The sequence below is a fragment of the Telmatobacter sp. DSM 110680 genome (genome assembly GCF_039994875.1).
Classification (GTDB): domain Bacteria; phylum Acidobacteriota; class Terriglobia; order Terriglobales; family Acidobacteriaceae; genus Telmatobacter.
In genome coordinates, this window is sequence record NZ_CP121196.1 from 4,148,021 (window position 1) to 4,174,562 (window position 26,542).

At 56.5% G+C, this 26,542-nt stretch carries 20 protein-coding genes; 10 read left to right on the top strand and 10 right to left on the bottom strand.

The genetic code is table 11. The features are described from left to right. Positions 1–120: 120 nt before the first annotated feature. Complete coding sequence (locus P8935_RS17220; RefSeq protein WP_348261532.1) at positions 121–528, top strand: VOC family protein; 408 nt, start codon at positions 121–123, stop codon at positions 526–528. A 130-nt stretch (positions 529–658) separates the two neighbouring features. Here P8935_RS17220 and P8935_RS17225 read toward each other — a convergent pair whose 3' ends face one another. Further along, positions 659–952, bottom strand: a complete 294-nt coding sequence (locus P8935_RS17225; RefSeq protein WP_348261533.1) for a hypothetical protein — start codon at positions 950–952, stop codon at positions 659–661. A 329-nt stretch (positions 953–1,281) separates the two neighbouring features. Here P8935_RS17225 and P8935_RS17230 point away from each other — a divergent pair, with 329 nt between their 5' ends. Together P8935_RS17230 and P8935_RS17235 are read left to right on the top strand one after the other, a co-directional pair. Beyond that, entirely contained in the window at positions 1,282–1,968 is a 687-nt protein-coding gene (locus tag P8935_RS17230) for a hypothetical protein (protein ID WP_348261534.1), read from the top strand. 374 nt (positions 1,969–2,342) lie between these two features. Continuing rightward, positions 2,343–2,672 (top strand): hypothetical protein, encoded by a 330-nt coding sequence (locus tag P8935_RS17235; protein WP_348261535.1) that lies wholly within the window; start codon positions 2,343–2,345, stop codon positions 2,670–2,672. 37 nt (positions 2,673–2,709) lie between these two features. On the opposite strand, the gene P8935_RS17240 is transcribed toward P8935_RS17235, so the two are convergent. After that, on the bottom strand, positions 2,710–4,347 hold the full coding sequence (locus P8935_RS17240) for a peptidase S10 (protein ID WP_348261536.1): 1,638 nt from the start codon (positions 4,345–4,347) through the stop codon (positions 2,710–2,712). A gap of 159 nt (positions 4,348–4,506) precedes the next feature. After that, the gene (locus P8935_RS17245) at positions 4,507–5,817 is read right to left on the bottom strand and encodes a dipeptidase (protein ID WP_348261537.1); all 1,311 of its coding nucleotides are present in this window, start codon (positions 5,815–5,817) and stop codon (positions 4,507–4,509) included. Positions 5,818–6,088: 271 nt separating this feature from the next. On the opposite strand from P8935_RS17245, the gene P8935_RS17250 reads away from it, so the two are divergent. Beyond that, on the top strand, positions 6,089–6,580 hold the full coding sequence (locus tag P8935_RS17250; RefSeq protein ID WP_348261538.1) for a hypothetical protein: 492 nt from the start codon (positions 6,089–6,091) through the stop codon (positions 6,578–6,580). A 79-nt stretch (positions 6,581–6,659) separates the two neighbouring features. On the opposite strand, the gene P8935_RS17255 is transcribed toward P8935_RS17250, so the two are convergent. Next, positions 6,660–8,168, bottom strand: a complete 1,509-nt coding sequence (locus P8935_RS17255) for a sialate O-acetylesterase (protein WP_348261539.1) — start codon at positions 8,166–8,168, stop codon at positions 6,660–6,662. A 341-nt stretch (positions 8,169–8,509) separates the two neighbouring features. On the opposite strand from P8935_RS17255, the gene P8935_RS17260 reads away from it, so the two are divergent. The 3 genes from P8935_RS17260 to P8935_RS17270 all read left to right on the top strand — a co-directional run bounded on the left by P8935_RS17260 (position 8,510) and on the right by P8935_RS17270 (position 12,220). Then, entirely contained in the window at positions 8,510–9,580 is a 1,071-nt protein-coding gene (locus P8935_RS17260) for a hypothetical protein (protein WP_348261540.1), read from the top strand. Continuing rightward, positions 9,573–10,004 (top strand): DUF6526 family protein, encoded by a 432-nt coding sequence (locus P8935_RS17265; RefSeq protein WP_348261541.1) that lies wholly within the window; start codon positions 9,573–9,575, stop codon positions 10,002–10,004. Before P8935_RS17260 ends, P8935_RS17265 begins: the two co-directional genes overlap by 8 nt. Positions 10,005–10,231: 227 nt before the next feature. Continuing rightward, the gene (locus P8935_RS17270; protein ID WP_348261542.1) at positions 10,232–12,220 is read left to right on the top strand and encodes a hypothetical protein; all 1,989 of its coding nucleotides are present in this window, start codon (positions 10,232–10,234) and stop codon (positions 12,218–12,220) included. A 61-nt stretch (positions 12,221–12,281) separates the two neighbouring features. Here the strand turns inward: P8935_RS17270 and P8935_RS17275 are convergent, their stop codons facing one another. The 6 genes from P8935_RS17275 to P8935_RS17300 form a co-directional block, all read right to left on the bottom strand. After that, entirely contained in the window at positions 12,282–12,989 is a 708-nt protein-coding gene (locus P8935_RS17275) for a metallophosphoesterase (RefSeq protein ID WP_348261543.1), read from the bottom strand. Between the two features lie 13 nt (positions 12,990–13,002). Beyond that, a complete protein-coding gene (locus P8935_RS17280) occupies positions 13,003–13,824 on the bottom strand; it encodes a nucleotidyltransferase (RefSeq protein ID WP_348261544.1) in 822 nt (273 codons plus the stop codon). A 194-nt stretch (positions 13,825–14,018) separates the two neighbouring features. Next, complete coding sequence (locus tag P8935_RS17285) at positions 14,019–15,977, bottom strand: cytochrome b/b6 domain-containing protein (protein WP_348261545.1); 1,959 nt, start codon at positions 15,975–15,977, stop codon at positions 14,019–14,021. Between the two features lie 466 nt (positions 15,978–16,443). Then, the gene (locus P8935_RS17290) at positions 16,444–17,307 is read right to left on the bottom strand and encodes a hypothetical protein (RefSeq protein ID WP_348261546.1); all 864 of its coding nucleotides are present in this window, start codon (positions 17,305–17,307) and stop codon (positions 16,444–16,446) included. Next, positions 17,300–18,571, bottom strand: a complete 1,272-nt coding sequence (locus P8935_RS17295; protein ID WP_348261547.1) for a cytochrome c3 family protein — start codon at positions 18,569–18,571, stop codon at positions 17,300–17,302. Before P8935_RS17295 ends, P8935_RS17290 begins: the two co-directional genes overlap by 8 nt. 244 nt (positions 18,572–18,815) lie before the next feature. Further along, positions 18,816–20,762 carry a winged helix-turn-helix domain-containing protein gene (locus P8935_RS17300; RefSeq protein WP_348261548.1) on the bottom strand — a complete coding sequence of 649 codons (1,947 nt, stop codon included), beginning with the start codon at positions 20,760–20,762 and terminating at the stop codon, positions 18,816–18,818. A 368-nt stretch (positions 20,763–21,130) separates the two neighbouring features. Between P8935_RS17300 and P8935_RS17305 the strand changes: the two genes are divergently transcribed. The 3 genes from P8935_RS17305 (at position 21,131) to P8935_RS17315 (ending at position 26,469) form a co-directional block, all read left to right on the top strand. Further along, complete coding sequence (locus P8935_RS17305; protein ID WP_348261549.1) at positions 21,131–22,117, top strand: hypothetical protein; 987 nt, start codon at positions 21,131–21,133, stop codon at positions 22,115–22,117. 255 nt (positions 22,118–22,372) lie between these two features. After that, positions 22,373–24,586, top strand: a complete 2,214-nt coding sequence (locus P8935_RS17310; protein ID WP_348261550.1) for an acyl-CoA dehydrogenase family protein — start codon at positions 22,373–22,375, stop codon at positions 24,584–24,586. Next, positions 24,583–26,469: a hypothetical protein gene (locus tag P8935_RS17315; RefSeq protein ID WP_348261551.1), complete on the top strand. Its 1,887-nt coding sequence runs from the start codon at positions 24,583–24,585 to the stop codon at positions 26,467–26,469. The genes P8935_RS17310 and P8935_RS17315 overlap by 4 nt, the downstream gene beginning before the upstream one ends. The last annotated feature ends 73 nt before the right edge of the window (positions 26,470–26,542 follow it).

Here is a 26,542-nt window from a genome sequence, read left to right on the forward strand (position 1 = left end):
ACATCAAAGTCATGGCTCCTCCCACCCGCATCGAAACAGATGCGGGTGATTTTTGCTCGAATTGGCCTTCGATCACGCCACATAATCTGCTAACCTGACCTCGCAAATCGAGGTACAACTATGCGCTTGAACCGCTCCGTCCCTCCCTGCCCTGTCATTCCTGTTCTCATCTACCCTGATCCTTCTGCTGCCGCAGAGTGGCTGTCGAATGCATTTGGATTTACGGTGCGGTTGCGGATCGCTAACCACCGCATCCAGATGCGAGCCGGCGAGGGGTGCTTCACCATCGCCGAGGGTACGGTTGCCCCCAATCGCTCGCACATCACCCAGGTCCGGATCGAGGATGCGCGTGCGCACTGCGAACGAGCCCGCAAGCACGGCGCGGTCATCCTTACTGAGCCTACCGATCACATGTATGGCGAGCGGCAGTACAACGCGGTGGACTTTCATGGACACTTCTGGGACTTTACGGAAACGATTGCGGACATCGAGCCGGAGAGCTGGGGCGGAACTTCAGTCGCTCTCTGACGCCCGATGAACATGCATTATTAAAGGACAGGCGAAAGAAAAGAGTAGTAATACCGGGGGGGGTGGGGGTACTTCCCAGATCAACCAGGAAGTTTCTTCTGCGGAGACGAGGCGTTGTGCGCCCCTTTAGCTACCTGTGCCGCGTAGAGAAGGCGAGAAGCAGTTGCGCCTTCGATGGCGCCGATTGCCATTCCATGCGCCACGCAAGCGATGAAGCTGCGGATACCATCCATTCTATGAGAGTGGGCAGTGTTCTCTGGTACGCATCTGCAGCTTCGGCGGCTGCAAAGGATCGCCCACGATTGTTTCCTATCGTGGACTGGTAGGCGCGCGTCCAGGCTTCCATACACGTATCGACGGCGTGGTTTGCTGTGGCAGAGTCAGTGGGATCGGCAACGGGCGAGGCTTCGCATTCGATGGTCATGGCATTTTCTCTCGATGACGGAACTGTTACTGTCTCCTATTGTGCGCAGAAGGCGGGAAATAACCTGCAAAGGCGCGAGAACTTTCGGTGTTTTTAAATCAGGTAGTTAGAAGGAAGATTTTGTGGCGACTCTTGACAGGTTGGCTGCGGATGCCGGGCCTGCCTATGCGTATCGCGAGTACCTTGGTTGTATTCAGAAGCGATGAAGTTGTATTTACCATCCCCCGCTGGCCGTCGTTTACTTGGGTCGATTAGCTGAGCGGCGTGGCCTTTCTGCCAGTACACATCCCTTGCCGCGCGCTCGATCGAAGCAAGCAAAGGGAGGTCAAATGATGAAAGCACGCATACTCTTCCACGGCGCCGCGGTAGTGGTGCTGGTAACCGCGGTGGTTGCCGCCGCGCAGGCACCCTCAACCCCCAAGAAGGCCGCCACTGAGGCGTCAGCCGGCCAAACCGCCAACCGCGAGTCGAGCGCTCCGTCGGTTTCTGAGCGCGAAGCACAGAGCGGCCACGCCACTGGCAAGCGGCAGTACAGCTCGGTTTCAACAGCCGCGGACCGCGAGTCGAGTGCGCCTTCAGTCTCCGAGGTTACGGTGAAAAGCAGTCAGGCCACCGATCGCAAATCCGGCAGCGTGATTGTGGTGGATCGCGAATCTTCAAGCGGCATGATGACGGGTCGCAGGCAACACGAGCCGGTTCTGACATCGGCCGATAAATCACTGGGCTCCGCGCATGCCACCGAATCTTTGAATGCGCAGGCACCGGCTGCAGACGCAAAGGGCGGCAACATGCAGAACGCGTCTTCGAACCCTATGTACAAGGACAATGGAAGCGCAGGCAACAATCCTTTGTATGAGTCCAAGGACAAGCAGGTTGCTCCGAAGCCTGGCACAAGCCACGAGACGGTCGAGTACAAGGATCCTGAGGACATGACCACCCGGTACCGTCCCGGCAACAACAAGACCACGACGGTAAAGCCGTCGAGCGCTCCGGGCACTACTCCGCCCAGCAAATAGGCGTTGAAACTGATCTTTTAAGTGAATGAAACGCCGGCATGCCGGCGTTTCGTCTTTGGGTTGAGAGGTCGCTGCGGGGGGCTAAAGCAGAGCGTTCATATTGTCGCCTTTGCGGCCCGGCTAAAGCCGTGCCCCTGCTACAAAGCAACGGTTTGTCGAGTTTTCCAGCAGGCTGTGAAGTCGTGCACTGATACGGGCCAGCCTCCAAGCCATTCTGGGACAGACTGGCACCTTGGTGGTACCTGGGTCAGCTCAGGTTGTATTTACCGGGTCACGCAGTAACGTGTGTACTAACACTAAATAGCAGGAGCCGGTTACTCAATCAGGCCCTCATCCAGCGGTCAATGCCGCAGGGTCCCTAAAGGGAGTTGTCGATGAAAGCTCGGGTCACCTTCTACTTTGCCGCTGTAGTTGCCTTGGTTCTCTTTCTTGCATCCATGCAGTCGCATGCCACTGAGAGGCGCGATCCGTTCATCATTCAGGACACGCCGCAGACGCAGGCCGCACGTTCGACAAGCATCGTTCGCGCGACGGCATTGGCAACGAAGCCGGCGCAAAGTAGTCAGAGGAAGCGAAAGGCCACCTCGGGTGCCTTGAAGACTGGGCTCGAAGGCGTGAATGCACGATCAGGCGAAAAGAAGACGTCGATCGACTTGACTGCAGGCAGCGAGCCGAGTACCTCCGCCGGTGGCGCTACAAAATAGCAAACGGCATTTTTAACCGGCTCGCTGAGCAGTTCTCTCACTGCTTTGAATCAGCGACCGTAGCCTTGATGAAGTCGCTCACGCGATCATGCAGTTGCTTCAGGCTTCCATCGTGTACGTAAACCATGTGGCCCGATTCGTACCACGAGTATTCGATGTTCTTTGCGAGCGACGGTGGGATGGGAAGATGTTTTTCTTCGTACTGCGCGGCAAAGAACGGGGTGGCCAAGTCGTAATACCCTCCGTTGAGCATCACCTTCAAATGGGGATTGGTCTTCATCGCGTCCGCGAGATCGTTTGAGACATTCAGCACCATCGAATTGTCTCCATGTTTGAAGTCCCATTTGCTTCCGCCGCCAAACACATCGGCAGAAGGAAAATACGTCTGGTCTTCCCCGTACTTCAAATCTTTCCGAATATAGCTGTTGAAGAGAGAAACGTATGCCGACGAGATTGCAGCGCTTTGCGGATCGTAATCCGCGCTCTCGCTAAGGGGATTCAGGCTCGGTCCCGTGAAGCGCGTATCAAGACGGCCAATCGTGAGGTCCAGGTCGTCTGCAAAGGCTTTCTCAAATTCTCCACCATTTACACGCAGGTTGGCTTTGAGCAGATACGCGACCGGCAAGCCTGTATAGGCATGCAGTTTTTCAGCGACGGATTGTCTTTCTGCATCGGAAAGATCTGTTCCAAGGGTAAGCGCTCGCAAATAGGGACCTACGGCGAAGTCTTCTACCTCTTTCAAAAATGGGTCGAGCGCAGCCGGCTGTGGTGACACCTTTTTGTGGTACCAAGCAGTGGCGGCGTAGGTGGGCAGAGCCAGGATATATGACAAATCAATTCCTGGATTCAGATTCGCCCCGTCAATGTCGCTTGTGAAGTTGAAGACCTGCGACAAGAGGATCACGCCATTCAGGTCGATATTCTGGCGATCTCCCAGCATCTTGACGAGCACAGCTGAGCGCGTGGTTCCGTAGCTCTCTCCGAAGATAAACTTCGGGGAATTCCATCGGCCGTACTTGGTAATGAACCGTGCGATGAAGCGTGCGAATGCACCTCCATCTTGATCCACACCCCAAAAGGCCTTTTCGGCATCTTTGCCGATCAATCGGCCAAAGCCTGTTCCCGGGGCGTCGATGAACACCAAGTCGCTGACATCGATCAGGGAGTTGGCGTTGTCAACCATTTTGTAGGGCGCCGCCGGCAAATGGGAGTCGCCACCTGTCACTACGTGCTTTGGGCCGAGTGATCCCATGTGCAGCCAGACGGTCGAACTGCCGGGTCCGCCGTTGTAGAAAAACGTGACGGGACGGTCTTCGGCTTTGACGTCCTTCTTGAAGTAGGCTACGTAGAACATCCGCGCGACCGGTGGAGCGTCCTTGGCTTCCTTTGGAGCGGAGATGGCAAGCTGGCTGCCCGCTAAAGGTTTGCCATCCATTCCGAGTTGAGCATCGTCGGCATCGGTCGCACCTACCGTAATGGTCCCTGCAATGCTGGTGTAGGCGATGTGCTGGTTGCCGACGTCGATGGTGCTCTGCGTGGTTGCCTCGCTCGGCGGCACCTTCTCCGCGGCATCAGGCTTCTTTGTTGAGTTGTCGTCATCCGCGCGCGCAGACGAGCACCAGGGAAGAAGCGCAGCCGCAAGTGCGGCAGCGCCAAGGAGGCGATTCACTTGCATATTTTTCTCCGTGAGGGAATCTTGAGGGCTAAGTATAGACCAGAAAAGCGCTCAATCGTACAGAGCAGATTTGCAGAGCAGAGGACGATGCTTCCCGGCTACCCCGGTTGGTGGCGATGAACCAGCCCGGGAAGAACTGCTGCGATGATCCGTGGCTCGCTACTTCTGAAATGGCTGCTTGTCAGTAATGCGGGGGCGGTTTTCGGCTTGGAGCTGCTTGCTTACCTGTTCAACTTCGTGGAAGACACGGAGGAGATTGCCGCCTAGAATTTTACGGCAGTCTTCAGCGGAGTATCCGCGCTGCATCAATGCTGCGGTGATTTTAGGGAGGTCGGCTGGGGAATCCATGCCTTCCGGCAACTGGCCGTTGACGCCGTCGAAGTCGGAACCCAGACCGACGTGATCAACGCCGGCAACCTTGGCGATGTGGTCGATGTGGTCGACGAGCGCGGAAAGAGGCGGCCGGGGAATGCGGTCGGCATACTGGCGCTGAAGTTTTTCAATTTCTGCGCCCGGTGCCTCCTTGCCTTCAGCCTTGTACTTATCTTTGAGCGCCTGAACAGCCTTGTCGACTTCGGGCTGCATTGCCTTCTGCGCGTCGCGGTACTGCTGGGAGATGAACGCGGAGTAGAAATTTACCTGCACCACGCCGCCTTTGGAGCCGGGACCGCCCGAATTAGCCACGGCGCGGAGCATGTCGTCGGTCATGTTGCGCGGAGCGTCGGTGAGGGCGCGCGCGGCGGAGTGAGAAGCGATAACGGGTGCACGCGTGATGATGAGCGTGCGGTAGAAGGTGCGGTCGGAGACGTGGGAGATGTCGACCATCATGCCAAGGCGGTTCATCTCGTAGACGACGTCTTTGCCGAACTCGTTGAGGCCTTCTTTGGTGTGGGGGATGGAGGTGTCGTTGATGTCGCCGGAGCTGTCGGCCCATGAGGTGGAGTTGGACCATGTGAGGGTCATATAGCGCACTCCGAGCGCGTAGTACTGGCGCAGGAGAGCGAGCGAGTCTTCAATGGAGTGGCCACCTTCGATGCCCATGAGCGCGGCGATTTTGTGTTCGCGGTGAGCGAGTTCAATGCCTTCTGGCGAGGTGACAAACATCATCTTGTCGGAGTGTTTGGCGACTTGCTGCTTCACGGCGTCGATGAGGATGAGCGTTCGGCGCGCGAACTGGCCTTTGTTGGGGACGGGATCGACCCAGATGGAGAAGAACTCGGCGCCGAGGTTGCCCTTCTGGGCGGACTCCAGGTTCCAGTTGCCGCCGTTAAGTGGGTCGGCGAGGTCGAAGTTCTCATCGACAAAACGCTGCGGGGTATCGGCATGCGTGTCGATCACAATGGCGGAGCGCTCGACTTGTTCAGGGGTAAGTTTTGTCGTCATCTTGGGGGAAGGCTGGGGTGAAGTTTGTGCATAGAACATGGCCGGAACCGCGACCACCAGGGAGGCGAGTAAAACACGAGTCCGCATAGGCTTGGGATGAGTGTACTAAGGAACAGGGATTGGGGAACAGGGATTCAGGATTGGAGATGGGGTTAGGGACTGGGGATCGATTTGGCGGGTAGATGGAGCGGAGCGCGGTAGCGAAGCCTCCAATTGATTGCGATTTTGCTTCTAACAGGAGACCGAATGGTAACGTCTGAAGGGTCTGCGCTGGGTGGAATTTTGTTTTTTAGCAGGTTCGAGGATGCTAGAATTCACCCCAAATCGCTCCCTATTGCGACGAAAGGGGTTAACGGTGATGCGTTTTTTTCGCCACCTGCCTGTACTGGCTGCTATTGCTGCTCTTATGTTTGGTTCCTCGCTGCGTTTGGGAGGCCAGAGCGCGGACCTTCCTGACTCCGCTCCGATTGCGACGATCGGTGCCGGGTCGACCGTAGCTGTCAACGTTGACGTGATTCTGCCGGCTAACCAGGGAACCATTTATTTTCAAAACGGCGCTGTTACAACCTGGGAACAGATCGACAAGAAGGCTCCGAGTTGCAGGCTTAACGCCGTCGAGAGCCCCGTGGTGCGGCGGCTGGTGCCCGGCCGCAAGATCGTCATTACCGGGACGCGTCAGAACAACGCCAGCGTGAACTTCTACGGCGACGTTCTTCAGTTTGAAGAGGACGCAACGGTCGGCGAGTTGCAATGCGCTCCGGGACACAAGGGCGCAATGTCAATCGGTGAACTGAAGCAGGTTTTTGGCGGAATGTTCTCGCTGATCCAGGCGCCTCCGGTCGTGGGATAGCGGAGTCGCTGATCCAAGCTCTGCGAGGGCCCGGCATAATGCCGGGCCTTTCGTATTTGCACACCAACTGCTGAGGACTCTACCGTTCGGATGAAAACGGCGAGGCAGGCAGGTCTTCGCTGTTGAAGAGATTGCACTGTGGGCTGTTGGCCCAACCGTAGCGAACATAGACGGGCGCGGAGACATCGGGGCTGGAGGCCACGACCGTTGAGCCATCGATTGTCGCCGAAGCCGACACCCACCTTTCATCCTGACCGGCGATTTCGAAGCCAGTGACAAACCCTCCTTTCGCCTTTAATCCCTGACCATGATCGAACCATGTACGAATGGAATTTCCTTCGGGCGTGGCCTGGCGGAACATGGGGCCAAAGAACTCTACGTTCTCGCCATAGGTAAGGGCGCGCGCTGCACGCGCGAGGCGCAGGCCAACGTCGAGTTTGTCGGTTGGATGGACGTCGGTGGGATTGCCGATGTCGATGGTGACGGCCATGGCGGTATTGCGCAATGCCAGAGTGCGCACCTGTTGCTCTCGGAGAGTGGCCCAGTCTTCATTGGGCGTCGAGGTGAAGTTGGATATCTGGACATAGAGGAAGGGGAAATCACCAATGCCCCACTCATGGCGCCAGTCTTCGATGAGGGTGCGCATGACTCGGTCGTAGGAATGAACCCGCGCGAGGGCGCTGTTGCTTTCGCCCTGGTACCAGATAACTCCGCGGATGGGCAGAGGGACGAGAGGCGCGATCATGCCGTTCCATAAAAGGCCGGGGCCCCAACTGTTGAGAGGCGGATGCCAGGGAAATTGGGGGATGGGTTTACCAGCGGCTTTGGCTTCGGCGATCTGGCGCTGCTCATCTTTTTCTTCGGCAACTGCGTCGGCGGCCTTCTCAGTCATTTTGCCGCGAGCCACAAAGATCGGCGCCAGGGCGGGATCTTCGCCAAGGGCAGTTAGCCGCACCCATGCCTCACCCACTGTTCCACCCCAGGTGGCATCGATCAGGCCGATGGTGACGTGTTGGCGGGAGGCGATGTCACGTGCGAAGTACCAGGCGACGGCTGAAAAATCTTTCGCTGTATCAGGATTCGATAGCGTCCAACCGTCTGTGTCCGCGTCGGGCATGGCGTAGTCAGAACTACGCTTGCGAATCATGAGCAGGCGAATTTGCGGATTTGTGGCTGCGGGAAGATCCTGCGCCGCGGTATTGGCGCGGCTGAGAGGAAACTCCATATTGGACTGGCCGGATGCGACCCACACGTCGCCGACCATGATGTCGTCGAGAGTGATGGGGGATGCCTGTGGAGCGGTCTCGGTTGCAGAGGTGACGGCTTTCACCGTGAGTTGAAAGGGACCGCCCGCGGCACCGGGCTTCAGATAGACACTCCAATGGCCGGTAGGTCCGGCTTCGGTTCCGCGGGTTTCATCCCGGAAGGAAACGGTGACCGGCCGGCCGGGAGGTGCGTCTCCCCACACATGTACCGGCAGATCGCGCTGAATGACCATGTGGCTGGAAAGAACCTTGGGTAAAGTGACTTGCGCTGAAATACCTACAGAGGAAAGTAAAAGTACAACAGGAAGAAATGATTTACGCATTACACCCTCGAAGAGCGGGATTTCGCCGAAATTTGGGAGCGCGTGCTCGCCCACATTTTTCGGAAAGAGAACGGTATCAGAGCAGGCTCGTGTACGCCATTCGCCCTAATGACGTCTAACAAACGACCAAACGCAACATTGGTATCAAACTTGTGTTTAGCAGGAAAACCTCGTTAGTCTCGGCCGGTTATGCGGTATGAGTCTGGTCGAATACACATCAAAACAAGCTTGTTACCCGGGATTGGGACAGATTCACAATCTGACACATGTCACAGAAGTTTTTTGGATTTTCAAACATACTTGAAAGGAAGTGAATTCGACTGGAGGCAAGGATGCACTGCATGCGCACCCCACGCGCTTTCGCATTTGCGCTCGTCGCCTTTGTGCTTCTGCTGTCGATGCCGACGCGCAGCGTGGCACAGGCAGCATTGCTGATGGAAGAACCGTATGGATTTTTCGGAACGCTGAATCCGACGGGACATACTGCCATTTACTTCGCGAATATCTGTGCGGAAACTCCGACGAAGCTGCGCCACTGCCATGCAGGCGAAATGGGCTCGGTGATCTCCCGCTACAGCGATGTGGGGGATTATGACTGGGTCGCAATTCCGCTGATTCCCTATTTGTATTCCGTTGAAGACTCATCCGAGGTGCCCGCTCGCGTCGATCGGACGATTGTGAATCGTCTGAGGGATGAATACTACGAGGCGCATCTTGAGGGGCTTGGGGAGAATGTAAGAAAAGGCACATTCTGGCATGGAGGATGGACGGAACTAATCGGCGTTGCTTACGAACGCCGCCTTTATGCATTCCGGTTTGATACTACGGCTGCCCAGGATAATGCGCTGATCGCACGCATGAACAACCGTGAGAATCGATCATCCTTTCAATTGCTATTCAATAATTGCGCCGACTTTTCTCGCGATGTGCTCAATCAATACTTTCCGCGCGCGTTTCGACGCAGTTTTTTCCCTGACGCAGGGATGACAACGCCGAAGCAGATTGCCTACAAGCTGGAACGCTACGCCAAGAAGAATCCTCAACTGCACTTGCAGGTATTGGAGATTCCGCAGATTCCCGGTTACCGGCATAAGAGCCGCTCAAACAAGAGCATTTCAGAATCGCTGATCACGACCGCGTATGCGGTGCCGATTGCGATCGTCAACCCGTATCTAGCAGGGGGACTGTTTGCGGACTACGTAGTGCATGGGCGATATCACCTGATTCCGAAAGACCTGACAAAGTTGACCCCCGATGAGTTGGACGCGTTGACAGTCCCGAGCACTGGCACCGAGAATCCCCTCAGCGCTGGTGTTCAGGTCCACAGCGCTGCTGCCAGCGGCCAGGCGGAGACGCATTCCGCAGCCACGGCTATTTCCGGCCTGAAGGAAGTCATGGCCACGCATGAGTAAGCCGCAAAGCCTGAAGAACCACGCACGTTTCGATCCCCTCTACCACTTCTTCATCACCGCGTTCTACCTGGCCAACCTGGTGTACGCGAGCATTCACCTGCATCGGCAACCAAGTTTGTCGTCGGGCTGGTACCTGGTGCTATCCATCGTGGTAATCGTACCCATCCTCAAGTTGCGGACGTATCCGTTAAAGGTGCAGGACCGCGTGATTCGGCTCGAGGAGCGGTTGCGGCTGCAGGCGCTGGCACCCCAGGTTTGGCACGCACAGATCTACAGACTCAGCGAGAGCCAGCTGATCGCTTTGCGGTTTGCGGGCGATGACGAAGTGGTGGAGCTGGCCAAGCAAGCGCTGGAGCATAATCTGACGCGGAAACAGATCAAAGAGCGCATCCGCAGTTGGCGCACCGACGACTGGCGGGTATAACCGCGCCGGATCGAACATCCCGTGCAAGCTGACTTTGCATATGCGCAGGCACGTACTCTAGTTGCGGCCATACGTTGCGCTTGAGTGCAACACGTTTTCCGAGTTCTTAGCACCGGTGGTAACTCTCTCAATTCATTGTGGTCGGGTTAGAATGGCGGCACTGAGCGGAGGACATCTGTGTGGAGTGCTTTGGCAGCATCTGCAGTTGTGCTGGCGGCGTCGTTTGTATGGCGATTCGCAGTGTGATGCTGACGGCGCGGAGTCGAACTGCAGAAGCGCCATCGGACCGAGTTGATCCCACAGAAAACGCTCAACACCGGGCCCGCCATAAATCGCGAACCAGCATTGCTGTGATTGCCGGGGTTCTGGCCGTATTTGCTCCGCATGCCTCGGCCCAAACCTCCGACAATGATGACTCTTCCCCATGCAGAATCGATCCATCACAGAAGGTAATGGAATTTGAAGTCGATTCGCGTCTCAAATTGCGTCCAACTGGCCCTCTGAAGGCAGGTGAACAGAATGAGATTCCGCTTACTCTCGAGGGCCCCCCGATCAGTTGTCTCTGGGTTGACGGAAAGGAGCAAGCTTCGGTTCGTCGCCATGCCGACGGAAGTCCTTATGTCGTGATCACCCCTACCCGGCTGGGGACGACGCCATTAGGCATAATGACATTCTTCACAGATGGAGGCTTTTCCCAGAGACAAGAAGAGGTAAAAATCGTTCCATCCGATCGCGCTCCCGCAGCATTGATCCTTCACTCGAGCGGTTCTCCTGACAGGGATACCGATGTTCTTTCCCTCGGTCTCAAAGACGATCGATGGAATCGAGACTCGGCGTATTGGGAGCACCTCTTTCCCGTCGCCTATTATCTGAACACCAAGAAGCCTGTCGAAGTTACACCGGATTATTTGCAGTTTTCCGTAAAGCAATCGAAGGAAAAACCGGTTATCGAAGTCAGCCAGGACGGGGGAATCAAGCCGCTCCGCGTGGGCGATGCGCTGCTCGGCATTTTGTTTGGACAGACCAGGCGCGAGACATGCATCCAGGTTCGTTCAAACGTGTGGGCGGGCGATAACTCGCGATGCGATCAGCTGCGTCCACCCCAACCTGCCGCTCCGTTGGAGACAGTGTGGACCGTTAACCCAGACGGACTTCGGAGCGAGATCAGCGACTCAGAGTTTTTCGTCTCGCGGCTTTCGATCACTCCCCTTTCTCATGCTGTCGAAGTGGCACAGCCCTTCAGGATCCCGCTCAGGATCAGCGGGGGAAAGATTCGCCAATTTGGATTTGAGCAGAAGCGAGCAGGCAGCAACCCGTCGATCGCATTCAATAATGTTGTTCCCGATCGAACGCACGTCGTAACGAATTCGGAGTTGGAAGACGGACATCTCCTGGATGGGCCGGGCGATTCCAAAATCTTCGAATTGATACCTGTGGAACTGGGCGAAGAGACGGTGCGGATTTTCGCTCGATTTGAGGATGGCGGCTTCGATGAACGCTTCTTCCATTTACATGTGGAACCAACGGAGAAGGACCTCGAACGGATTAATGTGAATTACTTTGACTTTCCTTCGGGGCATAAGCACCTGGTTGTAGGGCTAAAGTATCGGCAACTGTCGAATGACGTCATCGTTCACGATCTCGAGCACGTCAAGGTCACGGTTACTCCGCCGAACATCATCCGCTTTGACTCTGACGGCACACCGCACGAGTTAAATAACGGGACGGCCGTCGTATCCGTGCGATTCGGGGCGGTGCAAGGTAAAACAACAGCGCACGTAGAAAAGGGAGTCGAGTCCCCCCTCGCTTTCGACCCCGGAATGCCTCAGCACGGCAAGATCGTAGGAAACGAAGCGAGTGCTGCCAGGAGAGCTGGACTTCCCTTGATACGTGTCGTCAGTCTTTCCGATATGCAGGGAGTTGATTTTGGCCCCTACCTGGTCACACTGAACAAGACCCTGGAGACGACGTGGAAGGGATTGTACGGGCCGAATTCTGACGGACCATCATGCACAACAGGGACAACGACACTTCGATTCAAAATCCTGCCTAACGGCTATTTGATGAATGGCGGCATTTTTCTTGAAACACCTTCCGGGAGCACAGTGCTGGATCGCACAGCGTGGGGTACTGTTTGCAACGCGCGATACAAGCGTTTGCCGGACGCATTTAACAAGCCCTATCTCGAAGTGCGCGCAGTGTTTTCGTGTGATTAGCGGCTCTGAACAAGTAAGTCCACTTGACCGAGCCACCTTGCCGGCCAATCTCAGCCAAGCTTCACAAATTGAATAGGGCGAAGTGATGCTCTTCTCCGCGCTGGCGGATGATCGGCAGAGCCACGTTGCAAACGCGTACGCCCGATTTGGTTTCAGCCGAGAATGTTCCTTTGTGGGCATGGCCGTGGAGCGCGAGAACTGGCTGATGGGCCTGAAGGGCACGTTCGAGGCGCGAGCTGCCTAGAAATGGGAAGATGGGCTCAGGTTCTCCGACAATGGTTTCTTTAATTGGCGCGTAGTGGGTGATGGCAACTTTCTTTTGAGCCTTGGTTTGCGCGAGGCCGTAATCAAGCTTGATGGCTTCGCGTTCGGCAATCTCGACGAAGGTCTTGATTCCCTGCTCTCCGAACGGCATGAGCTCGTATGGAGCGAAACCGCCGCAGAAGCCCTTGGTGCCGGCGAATCCGATGCCGTCAATCTCGTGGCAATGGCCGTCAAGCAGGTGAACGCCCGCAATGCGGAGCATGCCTGCAAGCTCGTCCTGATGACCGCTCTCATGGTCGTGATTGCCGAGCACGGCGATGACGGGAATGCGAATGTGTTCGAGCACTCCAAGGACGGCGCGCATCTCTTCGGGCATGCCATGGTTGGTGAAGTCGCCAGCGATGACCAGGACGTCGGCCAGATCGTTGACAGGCAAAAACTGGCGGACATCGCGCTCGTGATTTTCAGCGGAGAGATGGATGTCTGCAACGGCAGCAAGTCTCATTCCTTGCTCCTTGTCATTCTTTACCCCGGGTGGTGTTGGTTTCCTGCAGGTTGTGCGGATAGTTGTCGCAGAGTTCGCGATAAAGGTCGCGTTCGCCCCACTCATTCACGTCGATGGCAAACATTCTGGGATCGATGAGTGTTCCGCGGAAGGGTTGCGAGGGTTGCGGATTGAAAACCGAATTCCGGAAACGATCGATGAGTTCACTCCACACAGACCGGGGAATGTCGCTGGTGCGTGCCGGGTAGATGTAGGCGAAGAGCACGAGTTCTCCGAAGAGCATTTGCCAGTGCGGTTCGGTGAGTTTGCGCAGGCGGTCCCAGTCGAGCGTGCGGGCACAGGCTTTGAGCAAGTGCGCGATGTCGGCGCCGTCGAAACGCTCGCGACGCGTGACGAACAGCTTGGACGCGATCATTTCCTCAGCCGAAAGGACCTTGCAACGGATGCCGAGAACTTCATCAATCTGTGCGCGATCGATCCACTCTTGCTCGACGGTTAGAGTGGCATTGCCGACGCCAGTAATGAGGTCGACGAAGTAGTCGCCGCGACGAGCCTTGGCCAGCCAGACTGGATCCTGCACATAGGTCTCGAACCCTTCCTCAACGAGGACTTTGAAAGCGCGCGGCACGGCGTCGGGCGGGGTTACGAGATCGAGATCCTTGGTGGTGCGCCAGATGCCGGTGTGATGATGAAAGGCAAAGCCTCCACTGACAGCAAACGGAACGTTGGCTTGAAGAAGTCCTCGGATGACTCCTTGATAGCAGGCGTAGGCATCGGGCGCCCAGATTGGCTCTTCTGATGAGGTTACGGGTAATTCGGCACCGGTTTCCGACATAGAATAGTTCGATGCAGACTAAAGGGGTCGGCGCTGAGAAAATATGCCGGAAGGGCTGACGAATGCATATCAGATCGGCACAATGAAACGAGATTTTGACGACAACCGGGCCGTCACGAAATCGACGATCCGTCTTTATGAAGCTGATCGATACTTTGGCGATGCTTCTCTGCCCTTGCAGTGACGAAGCGGTATCATTCCTTTGGAGCGTCCGGCTTGCGTGGTGTGCCGCCGGGTTCTAGATTGCTCAGCGACTCGGTATCGAGGGCGTGCTCTTCGCGGTAATGCTCGACTGACATCTTGCCATCCCACCACGCCCAGTTCATCGGGTAGACGTCGGGATCGCCGAAGACCTGGTAGAAATGCCAGACTACGATCGCCAGGGTGGCGAGGATTGCCTCGTAATAGTGAATGGTGGTTGCCACATCTACCCACCAGCGCGCGAGCAAGTTCCCTACCCACACTTTGGCCCACATCATCACGCCGGTAACGCCCATGAGGCCAGTACCCCAGACCAGCGCCCAGTATTCCGCTTTTTCGCCGTAGGTGAAACGGCCGAACTGTGGCTTGGTTTTGCTGAGACCCAGGTAATAGAGCATGGTGCCGAGGGCATCTTTGCCGTCTTTCGGGCGTGGTGCGATATCCCATATGAGACGACGGCCTTCTTGCGCGATCGAGACATAGAAGATGTGATAGAAACCGCCGGCGATCAGCAAGACTCCGGCGATGCGATGCACGACGCTGCGCAGGTGTTCGCCCATGCCTAGAACTTCAGCGAACCACGAATCTGGAAACTTGAGTGCGAAGCCCGTGATGACCAGGATGATGAAGCTGGAAAGAAGGATCAGATGTTGCCAGCGCTGATTGGTGGTCATGCGCTGCATCATGGGATTTCGCATGTGGCGGCGAGCGGCGGCTTTGCTGCGCCAGATGATGAAGTTGTGGATGAACATGGCGCCGATGACGCCGAGGATGAGGATGATGTAGATGATCCGCACCCAGCGCGTGAGAATCGAGCCGATGTCTTTAGGATGGACGCCATCGGCCTGGTGCACGGGAGTCAGAGTGAATTTCTGGGTTGCTCCCTTGTGGCATTTGCCGCAGGTAGTGTCGAGATTGGCGCGATTGATGGTGGAGTGAGGATCACTGGAGGGGAGAATATTATGCACGCCATGGCAACTGGAGCAGTTCGCGGCGACCACGGAACCACCTTCGGAGGCAAGGCCGTGGTAGCTGTCCATGTAGGAAGAGACGCGATTGCCCGGGACGCCGAACTCGCTGGATAACCGCACTCCTTCGTGACAACGGGCGCAAGTATCCCGCGAGACGTTCTGCTCCGCGACTGGCGAATTGGGATCGGTGTGCGACTTAATGGAGTGGATGCCGTGGCAATCGGTGCAGACCGGAGACTGATTATTGCCGCGCGCGATGGCTTGACCGTGGATGCTCTTATTAAAGGTGTCGGTAATGTCGGCATGACATTTTCCGCACGTTGCCGGAACATTGAACTTGGATATGGTTGACTTAGAATCGTTGGCGGGACTGATGTCGTGCGCACCGTGGCAGTCAGTACAGACGGCAGCTTTCGTCGAGCCCTTTTCGGTAGCGCGACCGTGGACGCTCTCCTGATAAGAAAGGAAGGCCTGAGTGCTCTCGCCGTTCGATTCCATGAGGAACTTTTGTCCGTGGCAGCGGCCGCAGGTGTATGGAATGTTGGCGTGATTGATCGGCGAGTCGGGTGCTCCGCCGGCGAGGACTTCGTGGGCGCCACCGTGACAATCCTGGCAATTGGCGGCGACTTTACCACCAGAGACAATTCTTGCGTGGGTGCTGTGCGCAAAAGCATTCTTCGCGTCGGCGTGGCAATCCGCGCAGAGAACCTTCTGGGGCGGCGAGTCGTGCGCGAGGCTCTTCACGTCCTTGTGGCAGTCCACGCACGCGAGTTTCATGGACGCGTGAATGGAGTGCTTGAGCTTTTTCGCATCGACGAAGAGGGAGACGGACTTGCCGTTTACATCTGTGGTGAGGGTAGAGTCACCGTGGCAGGTGAGGCAGTCTTCATCTTTCAGCTTATGTTGGGCGCGAGTGGGGAGGGCCGAGCCCAGCAGAAAGAATGCGAGCGTACAGAGCAGGATTCTGCTGGAAACTTTCACGGTGATCAGGAGACGCTTTTGATGATTTGTATGCGGTGACAGTCGTCACGGGTCGCGGGGAAACGGAAAAGGCGGTCTTGTATCCGGGCATGGCTTGAGGCATGCCGAAGAGGCTTGATTATTGAGTTGGGGGCTACTTCTTTTGCATGCCCTTTCGGCATGACCGAAGTCATGTCCTGATACAAGCTTTTGCTGCGGCCTTTGTGGCAATGCTGAAAGTCGACGTCCGCGGGTTGGATGGTTGTAAAGTTTGATATTTTTTGGTCTGCAAGCGTGATGGTTAATGCTCGAGTATTTGCAGCGCGCGACGGCAGGGGCTAAAGCCCCGCTGCTTGTTGGATTCTCTTCGGCATGACTGAAGTCACGCCCTGATACAGGCTTGTTGTATTGCGCTGGTGATGGCCGAAGTTTGCATGAATGATCGTAAGGCTTGGTTCTCAATCACCTCTGGCATATGTGACTTTGCCTATTTGAAATAGGCGGTCAGGGTTAGCACGAGCAGCGTCAGGCCGATGAAGATGGCGGTGAAGCCTACTACGCGCGAGCCATTGACGAACCATGGTGCGGGGGCGGTGCCGATGCGCTGCTCGAGTTTGCCTTCGCGTACCATGCGGGCGTATTCCTGCGGGCGCTTGTGTCTGAATTCTTCTTCGCTCTCGACGCCGGTGAAGATCACCATGTCCATGGGAAAACTGTCGGGACGCAGGTGGGTGTTCACGAAGTGGATGGAGAAGATGAAGAGAATTGCCAGCAGGCCTTCTTCGCTGTGAATGACTAGCGCGGCGTTGAGTGCCCAGCCGGGAAGGAAGCGCGCAAAGAATGGCGCGAACCACATGGCATAGCCGGAGAAGCCGATGACGATCATTCCCCAGAACACGGCCCAGTAGTCAAACTTCTCCCAATAGGCGTAGCGCTCAAATTGCGGCTTGGGGCCGAGACCGAGCATCCAGCGCATGTGATTGAACATGTCTTTCGCATCTCTCCAGTTGGCAACCATGGAGGTCGCACCCCAGAAGATTCCTTTTTCGCGGCGGACGAGGCCCCGCGTGAAGACTTCTTTCACGTGGATAAGGAACGCGATGGTGAGGACCAGGGCGCAGAACTTGTGAAAGAAGAGAATGGCGCCGAATCCGCCGACTGCGCCGGCGAGACCCCGCGCCCAGATGCTTTCGCTGAAGCGCAGAGGCAGCCCTGTTCCAGCAAGACCAAGAAAGGTGGAGAACAAGACAGCGTGGAGATAACGCTGCTCGCGGGTGAAGCGATTGAAGAAGCGACCGCTTGCTGTCTTCTGTACTTCAGTTTCGACGGGTGCTTGTGCCAGTTCAGGCATCTTTCCCTCCGGTGGCCGACTTTTTTCTGACCTGGTCAAACCTGGCACGAATCAGCCATAGAATCGTGTGAATCACGAAGAAGGTCAGCACGCACGCCAGCAACAGATTCATAAACAGGCGCACGTAGTAGAGAGCCGGATTTAGTTTTCGATCGTGCGCGTTGGCATGCGGCTGATATTGCACGAAGCTCAGATTTGCGCCGGTGTGACATTTACCACAAGTCTTAACAAGGCTGGCCTTGTGGATGGGCGAGCGCGGATCGGATGCCGGATAGATCTCGTGTGCGCCGTGACAATCCCAGCAACGCGCCGTCTCCACGTAACCGCCGAGCGAGCCAAGCTGCGAATGGAAGGTGTCGTGATAAGTAGTGAGCTTGTCCTTGTGGCAGGAGCCGCAGATCGGAGTCGACTGCATGCGGAATTCAGATTCCGTCGGTTGCAGGATTGCGTGGGTTGTATGGCAGTCTGTGCAGACCGGGGCTTTGAGGTTGCCGGATGCGATGGCATGACCGTGGGCACCGGCCTGGTAATCGTCGTTGATCTTGGCGTGGCAGTTGCCGCAGGTTTTGGGGATGTTGGCTTTGAAGGTGGGACTGGCCGGATCCTTGCGGCTAAGGATGTTGTGCGATCCGTGACAGCTCTGGCAATTCGCGGCGACCAGCAGACCTTCTTTGCTCAGTGCGAAGCCGTGAATTGAATCCATATAGTGCGTGAAGACACTGGGCAGGCCCTTTTTTGTAGCCATAGCGCCATCGCTGTGGCACTGGCCACAGGTTTTGGGAATGTTCAGCGGATAGACGGCCGAGCGGGAGTCAGCCTTGGGGAAGATCTCGTGCGCGTTGCCGTGACAACTGGTGCATGGATGCTCCTTGGAAGAGGAATGAACGCTGGTTGTCAGTTTGGAAGCTTCGTCGGCGTGGCAGGATTTGCATTCAACCTTGGCGATGTGGTCGGGATGAGGATATTCCTTGATGTCGGCGTGGCAGTTGTTGCATTGAAGGCTGCCGTGGACGCTGGCGCCGAACTTTTGGCCATCCACGGAGATGCTGTGGCCGGCGGCATCCTGCATGGTCTTGTCGCTATGGCAGGCGAGACAATCCGTTTGTGCTGCGAGTCGACCGGTCCAGAGAAAGACAGCGATTGCGAAGAGGGATATCGTCACGGCTCTGCGATGTCGCATCAGCCGTGAAATGTCGTTCAGCCAGTCGGCCGGCCCCACAATAACTGCTATGAAGAATGCTGCGATGCGTGCGGCTTTGGTCATGCGGCCGTCTTCTTCCTCCATGGTTTGGTGAGCAAACCTGCTCGCGCCCATGGCTTCCCCTTAGCGGATTTCTCCACTTGCCCGAACAAGTCCTGGCGGGGATTGCAACCTCGAGGAGACGCTTTTTGCTATATCGGCCGCAGTGATAGTTGTCACAACTGGAGAGTGTAGAAATCACATCCCATGCATACTGTTTGTGATGCGAGCCACTTCACGGTGTTTCTGGCGGGACTTTATAAGCTGGTTATCGAAGCGGGAGACCGAACGTGCGCAGGATTGCCTGGAACCGGGGATCGGAGCGAACAAAACTGAATTGGGGGGCGCACATCAGGTCCTCAGGAGAATGATCCAGTTCCTCATGCATAGCTTCGTTGATCCAATGCAGTGTCCGATCCCGATCACCCAGAATTGCGTATTGAGACGCGATCGAAATGCTCGTGTAAAACCCGTGGGTCATCTGATCGCCGTGAGAGGTTCGGGCATGTGCATTCTCGCGCAATAAAATATCCTCGCGCAGAGCTGAATGCAGACCGGATTTCGAATATACACGGGCAATTCGGTCCGCATCGTTAATCAGTTGAGGGTCATGCCCCAAGGCGCCAATTTGCTTTTCTTCGATCAACGCGGCCGGCACCTTTCCATTGATCCAGTACACCAGCGCAAGGAGTTCGTGCGGACTTGGAGACTGCGGATTGATCGAGGATACGAACTGCAACTGCTGAACGGCTCGTTCGGTGTCTCCAGAGTATGCGAGTATGCCCCCACGCATAAAGTTGATAGGAAAGGAAAAGGGATCAAGCTGGCGGGCACGATCATTTTCGGCCAGCGCATCGGTGATGCGTCCCATGTCCATCCAATAGTCCGCCATCAGATGGTGAGCCATGGCGTAGTTAGAGTTCAGCTCAATTGCCTTCTTGAGTTCGGTTTCTGCATCGATGAACTTGTGCTGACCCAACTGGGCGATTCCCAAAGATGCGTGGCCTTCTGCAAGGTCGGGATCTAGCGCAATCGACTTACGAGCATATTGTTCAGCGAGAGGAAAATCGCTCGTTGTATGCCAACTCACAGAATAGAAGTCGGCTAAGCCGGAGTATGCTGGCGCGAAGTTGGGATCGGCACGGAGCGCCTCTTCAAAGTAGCTGCGTGCGTTGGTTTCGGTTTCAGCGGTCCGTTCTCCGAAAAGGACACGGCCTCGAACGTAAGCATCGTAAGCGTGGGGGTTGACCGGCCTTCCGCTGTTCAAATGCATTTCCTGACCTGGATTGAGGCGGCCGCTGATCTCGTGGGCGATGGCCAGTGCCATTTGCCGTTCAAGGACGATGACATCTTCGAGGTTACGCTCGTAGGTTTCGGCCCAAAGATGCCGGTCGGTGCGCGCATTCAGTAGTTGGACGCTGATTCGCACCTTGTTGCCAGCTCGTAATACGGTGCCTTCGACGACCGCATCTACGTTGAGTTCGCGGGCAATTTCAGGCAGCGGTGTTTTGCCTCGCTTGTAGCGGAGGACGGAGGCCCGCGAAATGACGCGCATCGTCAGTACCTGGCCGAGGTTAGTGATCAGCGTATCGGTAAGGCCGTCGGCAAAGTACTCCTGCTCCGGATCGCCGGAGAGGTTTTCGAGAGGCAATACGGCGATGGAATCGATGTGAGGCTGCGCCTGGGACTTCTCCAAATGAAGTGCTGCTAACGTGCGGTAACGAAGACCGGCGGGATCGACAGCGAAGACGATGACTGCAGTAAGAATCAAGGCGCCGAGAAGCACCGATGCGTAGAGTCGATGCCGCGCCGAGATGCTGGGCCTGGTGTCGACTCTTCGGGGTATTTGTGTCGTTTCCTGGACCGCAGTCTGCGCGGATGCATGCGAGGACTCGATAGCCGGACTCCCAGTGCGGACTGGCGGGCCGGAGAGCCTCACCTGCGCAATGAAGCGGTAACCGCGCCGGGGGAGTGTCTGAATGAAGCGCGGCGATTCGGCGTCATCTCCGAGTGCGTCGCGGATCTTCTTGATAGCGAAGTTCAAGCCATGTTCAAAGTCAACGAAAGTATCGTTGCCCCAAATGACCTGACGAATTTCCTCCCGGGTGATAAGTTGTCCTGAACGGCTGGCCAGCAGGACGAGGACCTTGTACGGTTGAGGGGGTAAATGGACGAGGACTCCGGCTCTGCGCAGTTCCCCTGTGTGGAGTTCCATTTCGAAAACTCCGAAAGAGATGCGCGAGAGTGCCGGCGCCGCATTTTCCATAGGCACCGAAGGAAAATCAAAGATAAAAGTCAAGGAATTATATCCCCAAGAAAACAGACACGCGCGTATATATCTATGCGTAAATACAGCCTCTTCAATCTCTTAGTCGCTCATCGGACACTCATCCAGACTGTACAGTCTGACCATTGAAGTCTTCTGCTTTCTCGGGCACAGTAGCGACGTAGTTTGGCCAGGTGAGATTCGGCAGGCGCGCAACATTTGCCAGCCCCGGAAGCTCAGAAATGGACTGCTTTCCGGACGTCCTGCCTATTCGTTTGCCGCGCATCGCCTGGCTCATGAGAAAAGGAGCAACGATTATGACCAGCTTTCGCCGTTCGGTTTTGCTGACCGCCTCGCTATGCCTGCTCGTACCCGCACTCTCTGCCCAACGGCAAGGGGGCGATTGCAGCTACCTGGTAGCCAACCAGACTTATGCCAATACCTTTCAGGGATTTCTGAACATCCCGGTCTATTTCGCGGCTCTCAACCTCCCAACTCCCCCAGGAATGGGACTGGTGCCCAATGCCGGAGCGGGAAAGATCACTTTCTTTTCTGGCGGAACCGCCGCGAATGTCGAGACCATTTCGATTGGATGGCTAGGGTTGAAGACAGATGTTCTCATCAACGGACCATTCAAACTCAGTTGGGATACCGGCAAGACTCCAGCTTTGTGTTCCGGGACCTTCAGCGGAAGCGATGGCCAAACGAATTACAATTTCCAGCTCATCGTCACCCAGAACGGTCGTCGGGTCGAGATGATTCACACTGACGCTGGGCTGGTGGTGGGCGCAAGCAGCGTTTTAATGGAGACTCGCGGTTGTCACAATAGCGCCATCGCGGGAAGCTATAGCTACAACACACTGGGATGGGCACTCGCCCCGGGTTATCCAGTTGAACAGTCACTAGCGAACACAGAGATCTCCGGGCTCGGCTACGTGCCTGGATCAATGAGTGGCGCAATGCGCTTTTACCCTAAGCTTCCTCCGTCCAAGTCGGCATTTCCTGACGCTCCTGCCGGAAGCGGAACAGTCCTTGCATGGGACACTCTGAGCGCAAACGGAACAATCCTCAAGCGGACAATGACCGGGTGGTATAAAGTCGACCCGCTCGATTGCCAGGGCACTATCGTTCTGAACGACAACGTGTATCCGCCATATCAGATCGAGGTTTTCGTAGGGGCCGATGGCGAGACACTGCACGCTGTCAACGTAAACGTCGCTGACCCGAAACTAGGGATCGGGCCAGTACCAACGTTCCTCATGCCGATCTCACTTGAACGCGTATCTGACGGCGAGGACCAATAATCGGCGCAACGGCGTCGATTGGAGTTCTGCACTTTCGCGCCATCAGCGAATCATCGATGAATCCAGGGAGTTGACGTACCTCTGTCAACTCCCTGTTTTCATTGAGGGGCCCTGAAAGTCACAGTGAAATCGAGCCTGCATCCCCCCAATCCCAGGTTCAAAGCAAGACGCACTATCCTTCGGTGGTGATGCGAGTCACATGCCGAGGTATGTAACTTTCGGGACAATTGTTGCCGCTGATTGAGGTGCGCTTTTATGGCCACGTCTGTGACGACTTCTAGACCCGCAATGCTTACCCTTCCCGGTGATCCCGTTCGCCAAATGCAATGGCGATTTGCGGATCGCTACGATCTGCAGATGCTGGTGCAGTCGGCGCGTGGTGTGGCGCGGAGTACTGTAGCGCACATGGTGGCGGCCGGTGAACGGAACAGTCACGAGTGGACTCCGGCGAAAAACGCGATGATGGAGGCCTTCGATCGTGCGGGCATTACGGGGGCTTTCATGGAGCCCGACGAGGGTGGATTCATTACTGGCCCGAAGAACCTGGCACTGGCTCTGGCTGCCTTTGAGCTGGCGTGGGTGGACGGCGGCGCAGCAACTGCGAGCCTGGCTGGGTTTCTGGCTTTGGAGCCGATCCACGAACGCGGAACGCCGGAACAGGCCGCGCATTACATGAGTTTGTGTGCTCCGCCACAGAACGGTGAAGGTCGGCGTCCGTGGCGCGGTGCTTTCGTGCTGACTGAGCCGATTCCTTATGTGGGCGTCGACACGGGAATGCTGAATGGCAAAGTGCGCGTGGCTGAGTGGGAGCATGGGCAGGAGCCATGGCTGCAAGTCGAGAAGCGTGGGCGCTTCATCACGAACATTGCATTTGCGAATTTCGTGACGGCGGCCGTGGGGTCCGACGATGCGCAGATCAAGGGCAGTTGCGTGGTGATTCTGGAAGAAACGGACGAAGGTACGTTCGATCCGGGCACTCCTACCAAGAAGCTGGTGCACCAGCTTTCATCGACCGGCGATCCCATCTTCAATTTGAAAGTGCCGGCCAGTCGCATTGTCGGCGGTTACACGGTGAAGGATGGCGTGATCGTTCCGAATTTCAATCATAGTGACGTCATTGAAGCGGTTTTCCGGAGGACGCGCGTAACCGTCGGTCTGATGACGGCGGCAAAGTTGTTGTCCGCGGTAGAGCCGGTGATTCGTTATCAACGCGGGCGTTTCCGCGGAGCCGAAGGTGCGCGCCCCGGAACGGTGCGCTACGAGCAAGGTATTCAGCAGCGCGAAGATGCACTGCACAGGCTAGTGGATGTGTGGGCAACGGGGGAGGCAGCCGCTTCGCTGGGCTTTGCGGCTGCGCGGCTGTTTGATGAGCTCGATCCGTTGGAAAAGCAAAAAACGGCGATCCTTGCACAAAGCGGCATCGGTGCGGGCAGAGCTGGATTGAAGGCACTGCGCGAATTTGAGCAGCGCGCGATTGATTCATTGAAGATGCGTGAAGATGATCCAAAACGAACGGAAATTGGGTCTGATCCGCTGGTGCAATTTGTGCTGAAGGATGCCGAGGCGAATGTTCTTTGTCCCGCGACGAAACTCTGGAACACGGGACATGGCGCAAACATGATGCGTGAGGCCGTTAGCCTGATGGGCGGTTACGGGATCACGGAAGATTGTCCTGGTTTTCTGGCGAGCAAGTGGATGGATGCGCAGCTTGAAGCGACCTATGAAGGGCCTGAGGCGGTGCAGCGACGGCAGTTGACCATCACGATGACCTCCGAAGTGTTCCTGGCGCAGATGCATGCGTGGGCTGCAGAGATGCGACGCATCGCTGCAACACATCCGGGGACTGGAGCATGCACGCTGGCTTCCGCTATGAAGATGTGGTTGTGGACTCTGGAGCATCTGCAGAAATCCGCCGACGCGGAAGGCAACAAGCTCTATCACGGACAACGGCAGGGAGTTACTTTCCCACTGGCTGATGCACTGTGCTGGCTGCTGGCATCACGACACCAGATTCTTGATGTGCTCGAACTCGAGCATCGCGGGAAAGACGATTCGGCAGCGTCGGATGGTTTGGCAGGCACCGTGCAGTTTCTTAATGATCTTTGCCACGTGCAGGCGGCACAGGCGGCCGGAGAGGTCTCGCGGATCTGTGCAGAGCTGGTGTTTGGGTACAACGAACATCCTGCATGGAACGAAACAGGCTGCAGGTTGTGCTTTACGGCCGATGAGTTGGATGAACTGGAAGAGACGATGCCGGGGATTGCTGCCATGGCGGTGGATGTCGTGGAAAACGATGGCCGTCATGCAATGAAGGCCGGACCATGCGCAGGTTGTACCGGCGCAAGTGAATTCCTGCGGTTGCAAAACAAATTGTGCAGCTGCCTGAGCGGGTCGCGACTGGCCAAGGATCGCGCTGCCGAGACGGTGAGCAAAGTGATGATTCCGGAAGCACTGGATTATCCCGCATGAGCATAGATAAGAGCACCGAACAGAACACAGAGGTAGAGATCGAGCGTCAGTCAATGGAAGCCGATATTGCTTGTGTTGGATTCGGTCCTGCAATGGGAGGATTTCTGACCACGTTGACGCGCGCGTGGAATGAAAACCCTGCCGATCCCGCATTTGAAAGCAAGGTCGCTCCGGGTCTTCCGCTGCAGATAGTGTGTTACGAGCGGGCCGATGATATTGCATCAGGCGTGAGTGGCGTGGTGACTGCGGCACGAGGCATTCGCGCCAGCTTTCTCGATTTCAATCCAGCCGATATCGCCATGGTTGCTCCAGTAAAAACGGAGCGCATTCTTTACCTGCTTGATCCAGTCGGTGCAAGTCGCCGCCCATGGCTTTTACGCTTGGGCGATCGAGTGCTACGCGCGCTAAGCGCGACTTTGGGTGTTCGCGACTATGCATTTCATCTGCCATGGACACCGCGGTTCCTTCACAAGGGTGGCGGGCTGGTGATGTCGATCGGACAATTCAACCAGTGGGTCGGGACGCAGCTGATGTCGTCGGGATTAGTTCAGATCTGGCCGTCGATGCCGGTGAGTCAACCTATTTTTGTCGAGAATGCCGAACGCACTGGCGAGCGGGTTGCAGGAGTGCGGCTGACAGACCAGGGGGTAGACAGCGAAGGCGCACCAGCAACAGGATTCGTTGCCGGCATGGATGTATACGCAAATCTGACTGTAGTCGGCGACGGCCCCTTTGGGCAGGTTGGCCGGGCTATCGACCAGCGGCTTGGCATGCCGACAGGACACGACAAGCGCGAATGGGCTTTAGGTATGAAGTTCGTCATCGAGTTGCCGGAAGAGACATCACTCGAGGCTGGAACGGTTTGGCATACCTTCGGCTATCCCGAGCCGGAGATTTTTGGATTTCTTTATGTGCATCCCGAGCGGCTTGCATCGGTTGGCATCTTTGTACCGTCGTGGATGGGCGATCCGGCGCGGACAGTTTATCGCTACCTGCAGCATTTCATCCAGCACCCCGCACTCTGGCGTCACCTGAAGGGTGGTTCGCTGCGTTCGTGGGGGGCGAAATCGCTGGATGAGTCGGGAGCACACGGCGAGCCTTTCCTGGTAGGCGATGGCTACGCTCGCATCGGCGAGGGATCGGGCTCGACCAATATGCTGGCGGGATCGGGCGTGGACGAGGCGTGGACGACGGGCGTGCAACTGGGTGAGTCGGTGGTTGATCTGCTTCGCGAAGGACGCAGCTTCACGCAGGAGAATCTGTCGACGACCTATGAGGCGCGGCGCCGGGCGAGTTGGATCGAACGCAATGCGCTGGACGCGATGAATGCGCGCAATGGATTTCATCGCGGATTTGTGTCGGGAATGATGGGAATGGGGCTGGCGGGGCTGACAGGGGGAAGATTGTCGTTGGTAGCGACTGTGCCACCTTCCCATAAGCAAATCAAAAAGCGGCCTGTGAAGTCTCTCAAGGAATTGAAACGGCGCGAGGCTGCGATGCTGGCGGTGGACGATGGCCGTCCACTGCACGACGCGATGATGTCAGCGCGAGGCTGGCCGGAGATTGACTTTGACGGAAAATTGCTTGTCTCGCACCAGGACGCCCTGCTAATGGGGGGCAAAGTGCAGGCGATGCCGGCGTTCGCGGACCATGTCGTGTTTAGAGACGCTGGACTGTGCATTGAATGCGATGACAAGACTTGCATTGCCATGTGCTCGGGGCAGGCGCTAACGCTGGGCACCGAAGGAGTACCGGCGTTCGAGCGGGAGAAGTGCGTGCATTGCGGAGCGTGCCTGTGGAACTGCTCGAGGGCTGGCCGCGACGGACTGACCAATATTGAGTTTCGTGCGGGATCGGGCGGACTGCATTCCGCTGAGAACTGATGATCAGCTTTTAGCTTCCAGCCGCGAGCTTCTAGCTCGAAAACGGTGATCGAAGCTGCCTCAAGCAAGAAAG